General features: G+C 65.0%; 16 protein-coding genes. 8 read left to right on the top strand and 8 right to left on the bottom strand.

The genetic code is table 11. The annotated features are described in order from the left end of the window. Positions 1 to 94 precede the first annotated feature (94 nt). Positions 95 to 724 carry a hypothetical protein gene (locus ACI3EV_RS09805; RefSeq protein WP_337690229.1) on the top strand — a complete coding sequence of 210 codons (630 nt, stop codon included), beginning with the start codon at positions 95 to 97 and terminating at the stop codon, positions 722 to 724. 45 nt (positions 725 to 769) lie between these two features. Here ACI3EV_RS09805 and ACI3EV_RS09800 read toward each other — a convergent pair whose 3' ends face one another. Beyond that, positions 770 to 1,519, bottom strand: coding sequence for a surface-adhesin E family protein (locus ACI3EV_RS09800; RefSeq protein WP_337690231.1), 750 nt, complete (start codon positions 1,517 to 1,519; stop codon positions 770 to 772). Between the two features lie 123 nt (positions 1,520 to 1,642). Further along, positions 1,643 to 3,268 carry a peptide chain release factor 3 gene (locus tag ACI3EV_RS09795; RefSeq protein WP_337690233.1) on the bottom strand — a complete coding sequence of 542 codons (1,626 nt, stop codon included), beginning with the start codon at positions 3,266 to 3,268 and terminating at the stop codon, positions 1,643 to 1,645. Between the two features lie 183 nt (positions 3,269 to 3,451). Here ACI3EV_RS09795 and ACI3EV_RS09790 point away from each other — a divergent pair, with 183 nt between their 5' ends. Further along, positions 3,452 to 4,279: a hypothetical protein gene (locus ACI3EV_RS09790; RefSeq protein WP_337690235.1), complete on the top strand. Its 828-nt coding sequence runs from the start codon at positions 3,452 to 3,454 to the stop codon at positions 4,277 to 4,279. A 155-nt stretch (positions 4,280 to 4,434) separates the two neighbouring features. Continuing rightward, positions 4,435 to 4,926 (top strand): Dps family protein, encoded by a 492-nt coding sequence (locus tag ACI3EV_RS09785; protein ID WP_018715311.1) that lies wholly within the window; start codon positions 4,435 to 4,437, stop codon positions 4,924 to 4,926. Between the two features lie 3 nt (positions 4,927 to 4,929). Here ACI3EV_RS09785 and ACI3EV_RS09780 read toward each other — a convergent pair whose 3' ends face one another. Next, positions 4,930 to 5,595: a histidine phosphatase family protein gene (locus tag ACI3EV_RS09780; RefSeq protein ID WP_018715310.1), complete on the bottom strand. Its 666-nt coding sequence runs from the start codon at positions 5,593 to 5,595 to the stop codon at positions 4,930 to 4,932. A 33-nt stretch (positions 5,596 to 5,628) separates the two neighbouring features. Next, positions 5,629 to 6,576 (bottom strand): tRNA 2-thiocytidine(32) synthetase TtcA, encoded by a 948-nt coding sequence (gene ttcA, locus ACI3EV_RS09775; protein WP_026320638.1) that lies wholly within the window; start codon positions 6,574 to 6,576, stop codon positions 5,629 to 5,631. 231 nt (positions 6,577 to 6,807) lie between these two features. Here ttcA and bfr (ACI3EV_RS09770) point away from each other — a divergent pair, with 231 nt between their 5' ends. From bfr (ACI3EV_RS09770) to ACI3EV_RS09755, 4 genes are all read left to right on the top strand, one after another. Then, complete coding sequence (bfr, locus tag ACI3EV_RS09770) at positions 6,808 to 7,275, top strand: bacterioferritin (RefSeq protein WP_018715308.1); 468 nt, start codon at positions 6,808 to 6,810, stop codon at positions 7,273 to 7,275. Between the two features lie 12 nt (positions 7,276 to 7,287). After that, complete coding sequence (gene bfr, locus ACI3EV_RS09765) at positions 7,288 to 7,755, top strand: bacterioferritin (RefSeq protein WP_337690244.1); 468 nt, start codon at positions 7,288 to 7,290, stop codon at positions 7,753 to 7,755. Between the two features lie 72 nt (positions 7,756 to 7,827). Next, positions 7,828 to 9,207 (top strand): class II fumarate hydratase, encoded by a 1,380-nt coding sequence (fumC, locus tag ACI3EV_RS09760; RefSeq protein ID WP_337690246.1) that lies wholly within the window; start codon positions 7,828 to 7,830, stop codon positions 9,205 to 9,207. A gap of 106 nt (positions 9,208 to 9,313) precedes the next feature. Next, positions 9,314 to 9,562, top strand: coding sequence for a bacterioferritin-associated ferredoxin (locus tag ACI3EV_RS09755; protein WP_018715305.1), 249 nt, complete (start codon positions 9,314 to 9,316; stop codon positions 9,560 to 9,562). Here ACI3EV_RS09755 and ACI3EV_RS09750 read toward each other — a convergent pair. Then, positions 9,534 to 9,950, bottom strand: a complete 417-nt coding sequence (locus ACI3EV_RS09750) for a dihydroneopterin aldolase (RefSeq protein ID WP_018715304.1) — start codon at positions 9,948 to 9,950, stop codon at positions 9,534 to 9,536. The genes ACI3EV_RS09755 and ACI3EV_RS09750 overlap by 29 nt on opposite strands. Continuing rightward, entirely contained in the window at positions 9,947 to 10,759 is an 813-nt protein-coding gene (locus tag ACI3EV_RS09745; RefSeq protein WP_337690249.1) for an SDR family oxidoreductase, read from the bottom strand. The genes ACI3EV_RS09750 and ACI3EV_RS09745 overlap by 4 nt, the downstream gene beginning before the upstream one ends. 69 nt (positions 10,760 to 10,828) lie before the next feature. Here ACI3EV_RS09745 and ACI3EV_RS09740 point away from each other — a divergent pair, with 69 nt between their 5' ends. After that, complete coding sequence (locus ACI3EV_RS09740; RefSeq protein ID WP_337690251.1) at positions 10,829 to 11,953, top strand: SAM-dependent methyltransferase; 1,125 nt, start codon at positions 10,829 to 10,831, stop codon at positions 11,951 to 11,953. 12 nt (positions 11,954 to 11,965) lie between these two features. Here the strand turns inward: ACI3EV_RS09740 and ACI3EV_RS09735 are convergent, their stop codons facing one another. Both ACI3EV_RS09735 and ACI3EV_RS09730 read right to left on the bottom strand, forming a co-directional pair. Beyond that, positions 11,966 to 13,369 carry a HAMP domain-containing sensor histidine kinase gene (locus tag ACI3EV_RS09735; RefSeq protein WP_337690253.1) on the bottom strand — a complete coding sequence of 468 codons (1,404 nt, stop codon included), beginning with the start codon at positions 13,367 to 13,369 and terminating at the stop codon, positions 11,966 to 11,968. An 18-nt stretch (positions 13,370 to 13,387) separates the two neighbouring features. Continuing rightward, positions 13,388 to 14,089, bottom strand: a complete 702-nt coding sequence (locus ACI3EV_RS09730) for a response regulator transcription factor (RefSeq protein WP_337690255.1) — start codon at positions 14,087 to 14,089, stop codon at positions 13,388 to 13,390. Positions 14,090 to 14,095 lie beyond the last annotated feature (6 nt).

Below are 14,095 nucleotides of genomic sequence, written 5' to 3'. Positions count from 1 at the left end.
CAGCTGCCGGACGGGCCTGGCAGGCCGGCAGAGCCAAAGACCTGCTGCCCTGCCGTTACACTAGACGGCTTGTCTCCCCATTCCCCTGCATCACATGGAACACCTCTTCAGTCTGCTGCTGGTCCTGTGGCTGGGCCTGTCCTTCTGGAACCGCCAGGAACAGCGCAAGCGCATGGCCTTGCTGGCCGAATACCTGCGCCCCTACCAGATCGAAAAACAGATGGAAAGCCTGATGAACGGCTACCTGCGCGTGCTGGGCGAGCAGGACCCGGTACGGCAGGAACAGGTCTGGGGCGTGTTGCAGGACACCGAACGCAGCCTGCAGCGCCAGTTCAGCGCCTTTGTGGCCGATCTGCAGCGTGCCGAAGGCGATACCCGCATGGCGCCGATTCCGTATCAGGCCGCGCTGGGCCGCTATCTGGGCACGGAGGGCAGCTTTGACCTGCGCGAAGTGATGCAGGTGCATGCGCGTGGCATTCTGGCCTGCCAGGCAGCGGATACCGAAGAAGATGCCGAATCGCGCAAGCGCCGCGCCTTTGCCATGACGGCCGAGCTGATGCTGATGCAGCACAGCTGCCACTGGTATTGCCGCTCGCGCGCGCTGGCTTCGGCGCGGCTGCATGCACAGCACAAGACCTCGTACGGCCAGGTGCTGGCGGCGGTCACGGCCGGTACGCGCCAGGCCTACAGCCGCCTGCCGGGCATGCCGGCTACCGGGCGCTGAGGCTGCGCTGACGCAGCCCGGCCCCGCAGCGGGCGGCCGACTCCGTTATCGGGCCGCGCAGTAGGTTTGCATGACCTCGGTCATGACCTTGTCCTCGGGCGTGACCGGGATATCGTGGCCCTGCTGGCCGCGCATGCTGTCCAGCAGCTTGCCCTGCAGGTGGCTGCGGCTGTAGTAGCGCACATCGTTCATGCGGTAGCTCTGCTGCTTGCAATTCAGCACGAAGCGGGCTGCCAGCGAGCGGTGGCCGAGCTGGGTGGCGTGCTGCATGTTCCAGATGCCGTCAAAGCTGACCTGCTGGCCGGCCGGCTGCCGGGGCTGGAGCTTGCGCGGATCGATCAGCAGCTCTTCCTGCTTGCCGGGAAAGCTGTGCATCTGCTGCAGGCGGTAGGCCTCGGCCAGTTTGCCGGTCTGGCGGCCCTGGCTGCCCTGCAATTCCACATAGCCTTCGCTGACAAAGTAGCGCTGGCGGTCATTGCGCGGCGAGAGCTGGATCACGGAGCCACTCTTGTCCCAGCGGAAACGCTGGTTGCGCGTGGCTTCGCGGTAGGTTTCGCCCTTGTGCTCGATCTGCTGGTACAGGTCGTAGCGCTGCTTGTCGCGCAGCACCAGCAGGGTCTGGTAGCCGCTACCGGAACCCGAGGGCAGGGTGCCGATATAGGTCCCGGCCCAGTCCAGCGCATTGCGCGCGTTGTGGCCATCAGGCGGGGTGGCGGCCGTGGCAGACAGGGACAGGCCGAAGGCGGCAACAGCCAGTGTTGCATGCAGGCGGTAACCAGGCGCATGTCGCATCATAAGGTTCTCCTTGAAAGATCACAGTATTGAACCTTGTGATTATCCGCCTGCGCCTGGCCGCTGCCTACGGGCAGATGTGAACAACGGTAAACCGGCCTGGTGGCCGGCTCCATGCATCCGCCATCAGGACGTGCCGAGTGACAGCCCCGCGTGCTCGCGCAGCGGGTGGAAGTGGATCCTGGGAAAGCGCTCCTGCGCCAGCCGCACGTCATACGGGCTGGTGCACAAAAAGGCCAGCGTGTCGGCGGCATCGTGCGCCATGCGCATCGGATAGGCGTTTTCGAATTCGCGCAGTTCGGCCGGGGTATCGGCGGTGATCCAGCGCGCGCCGGTGTACTGGCAGCCTTCCAGCCGCACCTCGCAGTCGTACTCGGTTTTCAGGCGGTGCTGCACCACCTCGAACTGCAGCTGGCCGACTGCTCCCAGCAGCATGTTGCCGCCGGCATCGGGCTTGAACACCTGGATCGCGCCTTCCTCACCCAGCTGCATCAGACCCTGCTGCAGCTGCTTGGTGCGCAGCGGGTTCTTCAGCACCACGGTCATGAACATCTCGGGTGCGAAGAAGGGCAGGCCGGTGAACTGCAGATTGGGGCCGTCGGTGATGCTGTCACCCAGCTGCACGCCGCCGTGCGTGGTAAAGCCGATGATGTCGCCGGCGTAGGCTTCTTCCACCGCCTCGCGGCGCTGAGACATGAAGGTCACCACGCTGGTCGGGCGCAATTCCTTGCCGGTGCGCTGCACCTTCATCTTCATGCCGGGCGTGTACTTGCCGCTGGCCACGCGCACAAAGGCGATGCGGTCACGGTGGTTGCTGTCCATGTTGGCCTGCACCTTGAACACCACGCCGGCAAAGCTCTCGTCATCGGGCTGCACGATGTGTTCCTCGCGGTTGCGGTTGACCTCGGCGTAGGCCAGGCGCGAACCGGGCGAGGGCGACATGTCGACCACCGCGTCCAGCACTTCCATCACCCCGAAGTTGTTCACACCGGAGCCAAAGAACACCGGCGTCAGCTTGCCGGCCAGAAAGGCCTCATGGTCCCACTCGGCGGAAGCGCCCACGGCCAGTTCCATGCTTTCGAGGGCGTGGTCAAAGGCTTCGCCAAAACGGGCGCGCAGGGTGTCCTCATCGCTCAGCGGTATTACCTCGAAGTCTTGCGGACGCTTTTCGCTGCCGGCCTGGAACACCGTCATGCTCTGCGTGCGCAGGTTGATGATGCCGCCAAAGCTCTTGCCCTGGCCCACCGGCCAGGTGATGGGGCAGCAGGGCATGCCCAGCTCGCGCTCCACCTCGTCCAGGATGTCGAGCGGGTCACGCACCTCGCGGTCCATTTTGTTGACGAAGGTGATGATGGGCGTATCGCGCTGGCGGCAGACCTCGATCAGGCGGCGGGTCTGGGTTTCCACGCCGTTGGCGGCATCGATCACCATCAGCGCGCTGTCCACGGCCGTCAGCACACGATAGGTATCTTCCGAGAAGTCCTTGTGGCCGGGTGTGTCCAGCAGGTTGATCACGTGATCGCGGTAGCTCATCTGCATCACCGACGAGGCGACCGAAATGCCGCGCTGCTTCTCGATCTCCATCCAGTCCGAGGTGGCATGGCGGCTGGCCTTGCGGCCCTTCACCGCGCCGGCGATCTGGATCGCGCCGGAGAACAGCAGCAGCTTCTCGGTCAGGGTGGTTTTACCGGCATCCGGGTGGGAGATGATGGCAAAGGTGCGGCGACGGCGGGTTTCGGAGGCGTAGGACACGGGATCGGGTTTTGGGAAAGATAGAAAAAAGCCGCGCAGGGGCGGCTGGAGGCGCGAACAACCGGGCACAGGACCCGGATCGCGTGCAAAGTCATGATTTTACTGTGGTACGCTCATTGCGGCTAGCCACCGCCAGCCTGACCCCGGGCGGCGGCGTGGCTCCCTTCTACCGGTGTGATGCCCATGAACCGATTCCGACATGCCAGTCTGTCCTCCCTGCTGGGCTTGCTCCTGCTGACGGGCTGCAGCACCAGCCTGGAGCAGCGCGCCGCCCAGCCCCTGCCGGCTGTGGCCCAGCAACGCTTCGATGCTGTTGCGCAGCGTATCCAGACCTATGCGCTGCCGGACACGCACAAGGCGCTGCTTCTGCAGCATGCGCGCGCGGTGGAAGCGGATACGCGCTATCAGGGCATCAGCCTGCTGGATGGTCTGGGCTTCAGCTTCATGGAAAAACGCCATCCGGATACCTTGTTCTGGCATGGCAAGCCGCCAAGCCAGGGTGGTGCACCGCCCACGCTGCTGGAGCTTGGCCTGGTGCGCCTGCCGGCGTCGGCCTGGCGTCAGCAAGTCGCTCTGACCCGGCCCTTTTTGCGCACCCTGCAGGCCGACGATTGCCGTGTCATCACCTCCGACCTGATCACGGCAGGCGACTGGATGCGCATGGAGCTGCGGGCGCTGTCTGCCATGTCCACCACCGAGCTGGATCAGGCCCTGCAGCTGACGCGTGACGCCATGTTGGCCGCAATCCGGCAAAGTCCGGCGGTTGCCAGGCCGGATACGGCAGGCCTGGAACGGGCGCGCGCCCAATTCGCCCGTCTGGTAGCCGACGAGCTGCAGCGGCATCCGGAGCGTTACCCGATGGCAGGATACGACGAACACGCCATGGGCCGCGCCATCAGCAGCATGTTCTGCAACCCGGAGCTGGACATGGTCGGCAAACTGCTGGCGCTGCCGGAGCCCGAGGGCAACCAGCTGTTGCTGGAGTTGCTGCTGGAGGCGGTGCAGCCGTGAGTGGAAGGGTGCGGTGGCGGAAACGGCCAGCCAGCCATAAATCCTGTCTAAGACCGTCATAAGTGCACATGCGCAGCAAGTCAGGCTCCGGTCCTTACAATGAAGTCATCACGACAGCGGGTACCGCTGTTCCCCACTTTGACAAGGAGCACTTCATGGCCAAGAAAAGCATTTCCCTACCCGTCAACATCGGCATTTCCGACGCCAACCGCAAGAAGATTGCCGAAGGCCTGTCGCGTCTGCTGGCCGATAGCTACACGCTGTACCTGATGACGCACAACTTCCACTGGAACGTCACCGGCCCGCAGTTCAACAGCCTGCACGTGATGTTCATGGACCAGTACACCGAGCAGTGGAACGCCCTGGACGTGATCGCCGAGCGCATCCGTGCCCTGGGTTTCCCGGCACCGGGCACCTACAAGGAGTTTGTCCAGCTGGCCTCGATCGAGGAAGTGGAAGGCGTGCCCAAGGCCGACGACATGATCCGCCACCTGGTGCTGGCGCAGGAAGCCACTGCCCGCACCGCGCGCGAACTGTTCCCGGTGGTGGACAAGGCCAATGACCAGCCCACGGCCGATGTGCTGACCCAGCGCATCGACGTGCACGAAAAAACCGCCTGGATGCTGCGCAGCCTGCTGGAAGCCTGATTCTCAGCGCACGCTGCTATCCTGCAGCGGCGCGCCCTCCAGCGCCTCCAGATGCCGCGTGTCGCCCCAGCCGATCAGCGTCAGGCCTTCGGGTGTCCACAGCAGGCGGTTGATGGCGCAGTTGGGCAGGTACCAGGTGCGCGGGGCCTGCAGGCCCTGGCGGGTGGCAGCGCGGTACAGCACATCCAGCACGCCGCCATGCGTCACGATGGCCACATGCTCGCCATTGTGCTGGCGGCCAATTTCCAGCACGGTCTGCACGATGCGGTCACGCAGTTGCTGCAGCGATTCGCCACCGCCAGGCGGCTCCCAGGCCGGGTCGCGCTTGCGCCAGCGCAGCGAGTCCTGCGGGTAGTGCTGTTCGAAATCGATGAAGCTGCTGCCCTCGATGGCACCAAAGTGGCGCTCGCGCAATTGCGGCGTGCGCGCCACCGGGGCGCCATGCGGGGCGGCAATGGCCTCGGCCGTTTCGGCGGCCCGCAGCAGATCACTGCTGTAGACATGGTGGATCGGGCTGTCGGTCAGTACCTGGGCCAGCAGCCGTGACTGCTGGTGCCCCACGGCATTGAGCGGGATGTCGGTATGCCCCTGGATGCGCCGTTGGGCATTCCAGTCGGTTTCGCCATGGCGAATGATCAGCAGGCGGGTGGCGGCGGCGACAGAGGACATGCCGGCATTATCCCTGCTTTGGCACGGCTGCGCTCAGCCGCGCGCCAGCGGAATGCTGTCGGCGTCAATGGCGACCAGCGGCGGAATGCGCTCTTCCTCGTCAAAGGCCTTGTCGCCATCGGCATCGGGAATGCCGGTGATCTGCAGATCGGCAAAGTTGTGCAGCTTGCGGTCCAGCAGGTGACTAGGCACCACGTTTTGCAGCGCGGTCAGGATCAGCTCGGTGCGGCCGGGGTACTGCTTTTCCCACTCCTTGAGCATGTTGCTGACCTGCTTGCGCTGCAGGTGCTCCTGGCTGCCGCACAGGTTGCAGGGGATGATGGGGAACTGCATGTGCTCGGCCCAGGCCAGGGTATCGGCTTCCTTCACATAGGCCAGCGGGCGGATCACCATGAACTCGCCGTTGTCGGTTACCAGCTTGGGCGGCATGCTCTTGATCTTGGCGGCAAAGAACAGGTTCAGGAAGAAGGTGGCCACGATATCGTCGCGGTGGTGGCCCAGCGCGATCTTGTTGCAGCCCAGCCGGCGCGCCACCGTGTACAGTGCGCCGCGGCGCAGGCGCGAGCACAGGCTGCACATGGTCTTGCCCTCGGGCACCACGCGCTTGACCACGCTGTAGGTGTCCTGGGTTTCGATATGGTAGGGCACACCCACGCTGTCCAGGTAGGCCGGCAGCACGTCGGACGGAAAGCCCGGCTGCTTCTGGTCCAGGTTGACCGCCACCAGCTCAAAGCGGATCGGCGCGCGCTTCTGCAGCTTCATCAGCACGTCCAGCAGGGTGTAGCTGTCCTTGCCGCCGCTCAGGCACACCATCACCTTGTCGCCTTCCTCGATCATGTTGAAGTCGACAATCGCCTGGCCGACCTGGCGGTTCAGGCGTTTTTCCAGCTTGCGCATCTCGCGCAACTGGCGCGCCTCGGGAGAATCCTTGGCAGGCTTGGTGGCGGGCGGGGCGTCGGAAAGCGGCAGGGTGGCAGACATGGGCAGCACAGGGCGGCCCGCTAGGGCGCGCATCATCAGGTAAACCCATGATTTTACGAGGCGGGACATGACCCGTCCAGCGACCTGTGTACTGTCTGCCACTGGCCGCCGGGCCGTTGCGGCATCAGGAGATATCCTGAAGTTGCTGTCGGCATGCAGCCTGTTGCAGACGCCTGCCGGCATTGCAGGTATGCTTGTTGCCATTCCCATCACAACCAGAAGAGGCACCCCATGAAAGGTCATCCCGAAGTCATTGCTTATCTCAACACTCTGGTGGCTGGCGAACTGGCAGCACGCGACCAGTATTTCATCCACTCCCGCATGTACCACGAGTGGGGCTACGACAAGCTGTACGAGCGCATCAACCACGAGATGGACGATGAAACCCAGCATGCCAGCGCGCTGATCCAGCGCATCCTGATGCTGGAGGGCATGCCCGACATGGTGCCCGAGGCGCTGGTACTGGGCAACGATGTGCCCTCCATGCTGCAGGCCGATCTGGAAGTCGAGCTGCGCGTGCGCGATGCGCTGAAAAAGGGCGTGGCCCTGTGCGAACAGCACCAGGACTATGTCAGCCGCGAAATGCTGGTCGAGCAACTCAAGGACACCGAGGAAGACCATGCCCACTGGCTGGAGCAGCAGCTGCGCCTGATCGACCAGGTGGGCCTGAAGAACTACCTGCAAAGCCAGGCCAGCTAAGGAGGCGTCATCATGAAAAGCCAAGCCGCCATCCACAAGCAGCTCAATGCCGTGCTGGGCGATTCCCTGATCGCCATCAACCAGTATTTCATGCATGCGCGCATGCTCAAGAACTGGGGCCTGGACGGACTGGGCAAGCAGCTGTACGAGCAGTCGATCGAGGAAATGAAGATGTCGGACAAGCTGGTCCAGCGCATCTTCCTGCTGGACGGCCTGCCCAATCTGCAGGATCTGGGCAAGCTGCTGCTGGGCGAGGATGCCCAGGAGGCGCTGGAATGTGATCTGCGCCTGGAACAGAAAAAGCACCAGACCCTGGTCGATGCGATTGCCTTTTGCGAGGCGGAGCAGGACTATGTGTCGCGGGCGCTGCTGGTCGAGCTCAAGGATGAAAACGAGGAGCACATGGACTGGCTGGAAACCCAGCTGGACCTGATCGAGGATCTGGGCCTGCAGAATTACCTGCAAAGCCAGATCGGCTGAGTCTGGTCAGCCCGCAACGGGCGATGTCGATCAGGGCAGCCGTGCCTGCCCGCAACAGGGGAGGGGATGGTCATGGAATACCGTCTGGAACACGACAGCCTGGGGCCGGTGCAGGTGCCGGCCGATCGCCTGTGGGGCGCGCAAACGCAGCGCTCGCTGCACTTTTTTGCCATATCCACCGAACGCTGCCCGCCTGCCTTCGTGCAGGCGCTGGCGCGGGTCAAGCAGGCCTGTGCGCGCGTGAATGGCACGCTGGGCGAGTTGCCGCCTGAAGTGGCGCAAGCCGTGGCGCAGGCGGCGCAGGAGGTCATGGATGGCCAGTGGGCCGACGAGTTTCCGCTGTCGATCTGGCAGACCGGCTCCGGCACCCAGAGCAACATGAACATGAACGAGGTGCTGGCGCACCGGGCCGGGCAACTTCTGCAAGGGCAGGCGGTACACCCGAATGACCATGTCAATCGCAACCAGTCCAGCAACGACATCTTTCCCACGGCCATGCATGTGGCGCTGGCCGGTACCTTGCAGCAGCAGCTGCTGCCGGCGCTGGACGGGCTGGCCGGCACACTCGAAGTCAAGCGCGATGCCTTTGCCCACATCATCAAGATCGGGCGCACCCATCTGCAGGATGCCACGCCCTTGACGGTGGGGCAGGAGATCTCCGGCTGGGCGGCGCAACTGCGCCAGGCGGCCATCCAGGTGCGGGCTTCCTTGCCGGGTCTGCAGGCGCTGGCAGTGGGTGGCACGGCAGTGGGCACCGGGCTGAATGCGCCTGAGGGCTTTGGCCAGGCCGTGGCGGCCGAGCTGGCGCGCAGCACCGGACAGCCCTATGTGCAGGCCGGCAATACCTTTGCCGCCCTGGCCAGCATGGACCCGGTGGTGCAGGCGCATGGCAGCCTGAAAACCCTGGCCTGTGCCCTGATGAAAATCGCCAACGATGTGCGCTGGCTGGCCAGCGGCCCGCGTGCCGGCATTGGCGAGTTGCGCATTCCGGCCAACGAGCCCGGCTCATCCATCATGCCGGGCAAGGTGAACCCGACCCAGTCCGAGGCGCTGACCATGATCGCGGCGCAGGTGCTGGGCAACGATGTGGCCATCGGCATCGGCGGCGCATCCGGCAATTTCGAGCTGAATGTGTTCCGGCCCATGGCCATGCACAACGCCATGCAGAGCGTGCGTCTGCTGGCCGACGGCATGCGCAGCTTTGACCAGCATTGTGCGCAAGGCATTGAGGTGGATGAGGCGCGGGTGGCCGAACTGCTGCAGCGTTCGCTGATGCTGGCCACGGCGCTGGCACCAGTGATCGGTTACGACCAGACCGCCAGGGTGGCCTTGCAGGCGCACCGCGAGGGCCGCACCTTGCGCGAGGTGGCGCTGGAGCTGGGCGTGGTCACGCCGGAGCAGTTTGACCAGCTGGTGGACCCGGCGCGCATGCTGGGACCGCGCCCGGTGTAGCCTGGATACAACCCTGATGCCGATAGGGTTTGAGAATAAAAACAATTATCAATTAAGATGCGGTTTATCGCAGCGCCTGCTGCACTTCCCGTAACCGGAATCGACCATGATTGTTTGTCTTTGCCAGCGCGTATCCGACCGTGACATCGCCCGCCATGCACGCAACGGCATGAGCTTTGACGAGATCCAGCTGGAGCTGGGCGTGGCCACCCAGTGCGGCTGCTGCGGCGAGTGTGCGCGCGACATCGTGTCGCAATGCCACGCCCAGACAGCGGCGCTGCATCGTGCCGGTGAGCCGGTGACGAATCTGGCCGGCGAGCCCGGCTTCAACCCGGTAGAAGTGCGGCGTCCTTGAGGCGGAACACCTCCACGCCCACGGCATCGCAGTCCGGATAGACATCCGGCTTCTCGGTCGACACCCGCACTGCCCGCACCTTGGGGTGGGTGAGCAGGGTGTCGGCCACATCATCACACAGGGTTTCCTGCAGCTCGATATGGCCGGCGCCGACGCGGGCGGCAATGGTGCGACGGATGAAGTCGTAATCGACGACCTCATGTACCTTGTCCTGCACTGGCGTGGATTCACTCAACAGCACGTACATGTCCACGTTCACGCGCACGCGCTGCGGGCCGAGCTTTTCAAAATCGTGCACGCCGATGTTGATGTGCACCTCGTAATCGCGCAGAAACAGGCGGCGGCAGGTCAGGGCCAGGGATTCGTTCCAGTGGGTAGGCGTGTTCATGGGGTGGGAGGCAGGTGTTGCTGGAGCAGTTCATCCACCACGAACATGATGTCGCGCGGCAGGGGAACCAGGTGCTGGCCATTATCCACGCACAGCGTGCTGCCGGTGATGGCCGGGTTGTCGGCCAGGAAGACACAGGCCCGGGCCACATCCTGTGGATCCAGCGGGCGGCGCAGCAGGTTGGCGCGGCTGGCAGCGGCAAAGTTGGCATCGGTTTGCGGGCCGCTGACCAGCATCAGGCCGGGTGCCACGCCGCAGACGCGGGTGCGCGGGGCCAGCGCCTGGGCCTGCAGTTCCACCGCGCGTTCCAGCGCCAGCTTGCTGACCGAGTAGCTGAAATAGTCCGGATTCAGGTTGTAGACCTTCTGGTCCAGCACATGGATGGCGATGCAGGCGGCCACGGCATCGGCCGGGTGCTGGGCCGCCATCTGGCGGGTCAGGTCCAGCGGCGCGAGCAGATTCACTTCCAGTTGCTGGCGCGCCAGTGCAAGCGGGAAATCGTGGCCGCCATCGGCATCGAACATGGAGGCGTTGTTGACCAGGGCCTGCAGCGGGCCGTGCTGTTCGGCAATCGCCTGCATCATGGCCTGGCGCTGGGCGGCATTGGCCAGATCGGCCTGGTACAGCGTGATGGGTGTGCCGGCATCGGTCAGCTGCCGCTGCAGGGCGAGGGCTTCGCGAGCGCTGTGCTGGTAGTGGCACAGCACCTGCCAGCCGGCGGCGGCAAAGGTCTGGCACAGCACGGCTCCCAGGCGGCGGGCACCGCCGGTGATCAGCACGGTGCGGCGGGCGTCGGTCGTGTGGGTCATGCGGGTGAATCAGGGAAAAAGCGGTTGCGGGGCCGGCAGGGAAGCGGCGTTCGATGGTAGATTGCTGCCATGTCGATTCCGCTGTCTTCCCGTCCTGCATCCGGTGCGCCGGATGCTGCCCTGTCTGCCATGATACGCGCTGCCGTGCACGATGCCGGCGGCTGGCTGCCGTTTGACCGTTTCATGCATCTGGCGCTGTACGCGCCGGGGCTGGGCTATTACGCGCATGGCAGCCGCAAGCTGGGCCAGTTGCCGCAGGACGGCAGCGATTTTGTCACGGCGCCCGAGCTCAGCCCGCTGTTTGGCCAGACGCTGGCGGTGCAGGTGGCCGAGGCCTTGCAGGCGACCGGCACGGACGAGGTCTGGGAGTTTGGTGCCGGCAGCGGCGCGCTGGCGGAGCAGGTGCTGGACGGCCTGCAGCAGCAGGGCGTGGCGCTGCGCCGCTACACGATTGTCGATGTCTCCGGCAGCCTGCGCGCACGCCAGCAGCAGCGCCTGGCGCGCTTTGGCGGCATCGTGCAGTGGGCTGATGCGCTGCCGGAGCAGATGCGCGGCGTGGTGCTGGGCAACGAGGTGCTGGATGCCATGCCGGTGCAACTGTTGCACCGCGTGGGCGGTGTCTGGCACGAGCGTGGCGTGGCCTGCACGGCCGATGGCGATTGGGTCTGGGAAGACCGGCCCACGGCGCTGCGCCCGCCGCTGGACGTGCCCGGTGACCATGACTACCTCACCGAAATCCATCCGCAGGGCGAAGCCTTCATCGCTACCCTGGCGCAGCATCTGCAGCAGGGGGCGGCTTTCTTCATCGATTACGGCTTTGGCGAGCGCGAGTACTACCATCCGCAGCGCGACGGCGGTACCCTGATGTGCCACCAGGGTCACCGCGCCGATGACAACCCGCTGCTGGCGGTGGGAGACAAGGACATCACCGCCCACGTCAACTTTACCGGCGTGGCGGTGGCGGCACAGCAGGCCGGGCTGGAGATTCTGGGTTACACCAGCCAGGGCTGGTTTCTGCTCAATCTGGGGCTGGCACAGCGCATGGAAGCCTCTGACCTGCCCACCCGCACCATGGCGCAGAAGCTGCTCATGGAGCACGAAATGGGTGAGCTGTTCAAGGTTATCGGCCTGTGCAAGGGCGAGCCCTGGGCGGCGCAGGGCTTTGCTGGCGGGGACCGGCTGCGCATGCTGTAAGTCACGGCCGGCTCAGGCCACTGCGGTGGGCAGGCCCATGCGCACCAGCAGTCCGCGGGGCTGCCGCAGCACGGCCTCTACCCGGCCCTCGTGGGCCTGTGCGATTTCCCGGACCAGGGCCAGCCCGATGCCGTTGCCCTGGTTGTCATCGCAGGTCCAGAAGCGTTCGAACAGGTGCTGCAGCTGCTCCGGCGTGACGCCTTCGCCGTTGTCCTGTACCTGCAGCACCAGCATGCACCGACCCTGCTGCGAATCGGCATGCACGCTGACAACGGCTTCGGTGGCGTGGCGGGCGTGCTTGATGACATTGTCCAGCAGGTTGCCCAGTGCCTCCCGGATCAGTTCCGGGTTGCCGGCCATCAGGCCCTGTGCCTCGCCCTCGTAACTGATCTCGATGCCGGCATCGGCAGCCGGGCCGGCCCATTGCAAGGCTACCTCGCGTGCCAGTTGGGGCAGGTCAAAGGGCACGGCTCCCAGCGAGCCATTTTCGTAGCCGCGTGACAGCATCAGCAGCTGACGGATCAGCGTGGCACCGCGTTCCGCGGCCTGCAGAATGTGCTGCAGGCGCTGGCGCACCTGCTGCGCATCGGTGTCGTCCAGCGCCAGCTCGGCCTGGTTCATGATGCCGGCAATCGGCGTGCGCAGCTGGTGGGCGGCATCGTTCAGGAACTGGCGTTCGCGCTGCACATGGTTGCCAATGCGCTGCAACTGCTGGTTCAGCGTGTCTTCCAGATAGCGGATTTCACGCGGTGGCTTGTCCACATGAATAGGGCCGGGCTTGCTGCTGTCCAGCTGGCGGATGGCGGTGACCAGATTCGCCAGCGGCTGCAGGCCACGGCGCACGCCCAGCAGCACGATCAGGCTGAACACGATGGCGACCACCACCGTGGAAATGGCCATTTGCAGTCCCAGGTCCCGGACACGCCAGTTGATGACGGGGGCAAAGTGCACCGATTGCACCAGCATGCGCTTGTCTCCGGCACGCTCGGGCGTGATCAGCAGTGAGGTCACCTGCTGCCGGCTGCCCTGGTCCCAGATGGTGTGCACGCGCACTTCGCAGCCATCCTGCTGGTAGCGCCAGGCATCCTCCGGCACCGGGATCGGCGGGCCCCCCACGCTCAGCAGCGTGGGCAGGGTGTTGAAGCGGAAGTGCGGGTGGCCATGGCTGGTAGCAGTGGAAAACAGGGTGCTGGCCAGCTCCATCCGGGACAGCGATTGCTGCAGCGGGGCATCGGGCTGGTACATGCGTCCGATGCGGCACAGCTCATCATGGGCGTGCTCCACCAGGTGGTTGCGGTGCGTCAGGTTGTGCATCAGCAGGCTGGCCAGCAGTCCCAGCCCGCCCAGCACCCAGGCCGGTATCAGCAGCCAGCGCAGCAGCGAGCCGCGGATGGTTTTCTGTGTCAGCGCCCCCATGCCGCCCCCTGGCTGCCCTTAGCGGTTGCGCAGCATGTATCCCAGTCCGCGTACCGTGCGGATGGTCACCGGCGAATGCTCCAGCTTCTTGCGCAGACGGTGGATATAGACCTCGGGCGTGTTGGTTTGCATCAGGTTGGCGGCCGCATCGGCGTCCTGTTCCCAGGCGGCAATGATCTGGGCGCGGCTGATGGCATTGCCGAAATGTTCGGTCAGCAGGCGCAGCAGCGTCCATTCACGCGGGGCCAGCTCAAGCTCCTGATCCTGCAGCCAGGCGCTGCGTCCGACCGGGTCCAGGCGCAGCACCGGCGGTGCGCTGCTGTCCTGCGGGGCCAGCACGGCAACAGGCGCCTGCAGGTTGGAGCGGCGCAGCAGGGCCTCGATGCGGGCCTTGAGTTCGGCCATGGCAAAGGGCTTGATCAGGTAGTCATCGGCTCCGGCGCGCAAGCCGGCTACCCGGTCCTCGATATTGATACGGGCGGTCAGCACCATCACCGGCAGGGTTTCGTCACGCTGGCGCAACCAGCGCAGCAGCTCCATGCCGTCCAGCAGCGGCAGCCCCAGATCCAGCACCAGGCCATCGAACTTGTGCTCCTGGAGCAGCTTCTGCGCTTCCAGCCCGGTGGTGGCAGTGCTGACCTGGTAGCCGCATTGGCTGAGCTTGCTGGTCAGGGCGTCCAGGAGAATGGTGTCGTCTTCTACAACCAGAAAGTGGGGCATGAGAGA

It is taken from the genome of Allobrachymonas wangyanguii (genome assembly GCF_045055315.1).
GTDB classification, from domain to species: domain Bacteria; phylum Pseudomonadota; class Gammaproteobacteria; order Burkholderiales; family Burkholderiaceae_C; genus Brachymonas; species Brachymonas wangyanguii.
Note: the sequence above shows the minus strand (reverse complement) of the source record. Positions and strands in the feature narration are given on the sequence as shown.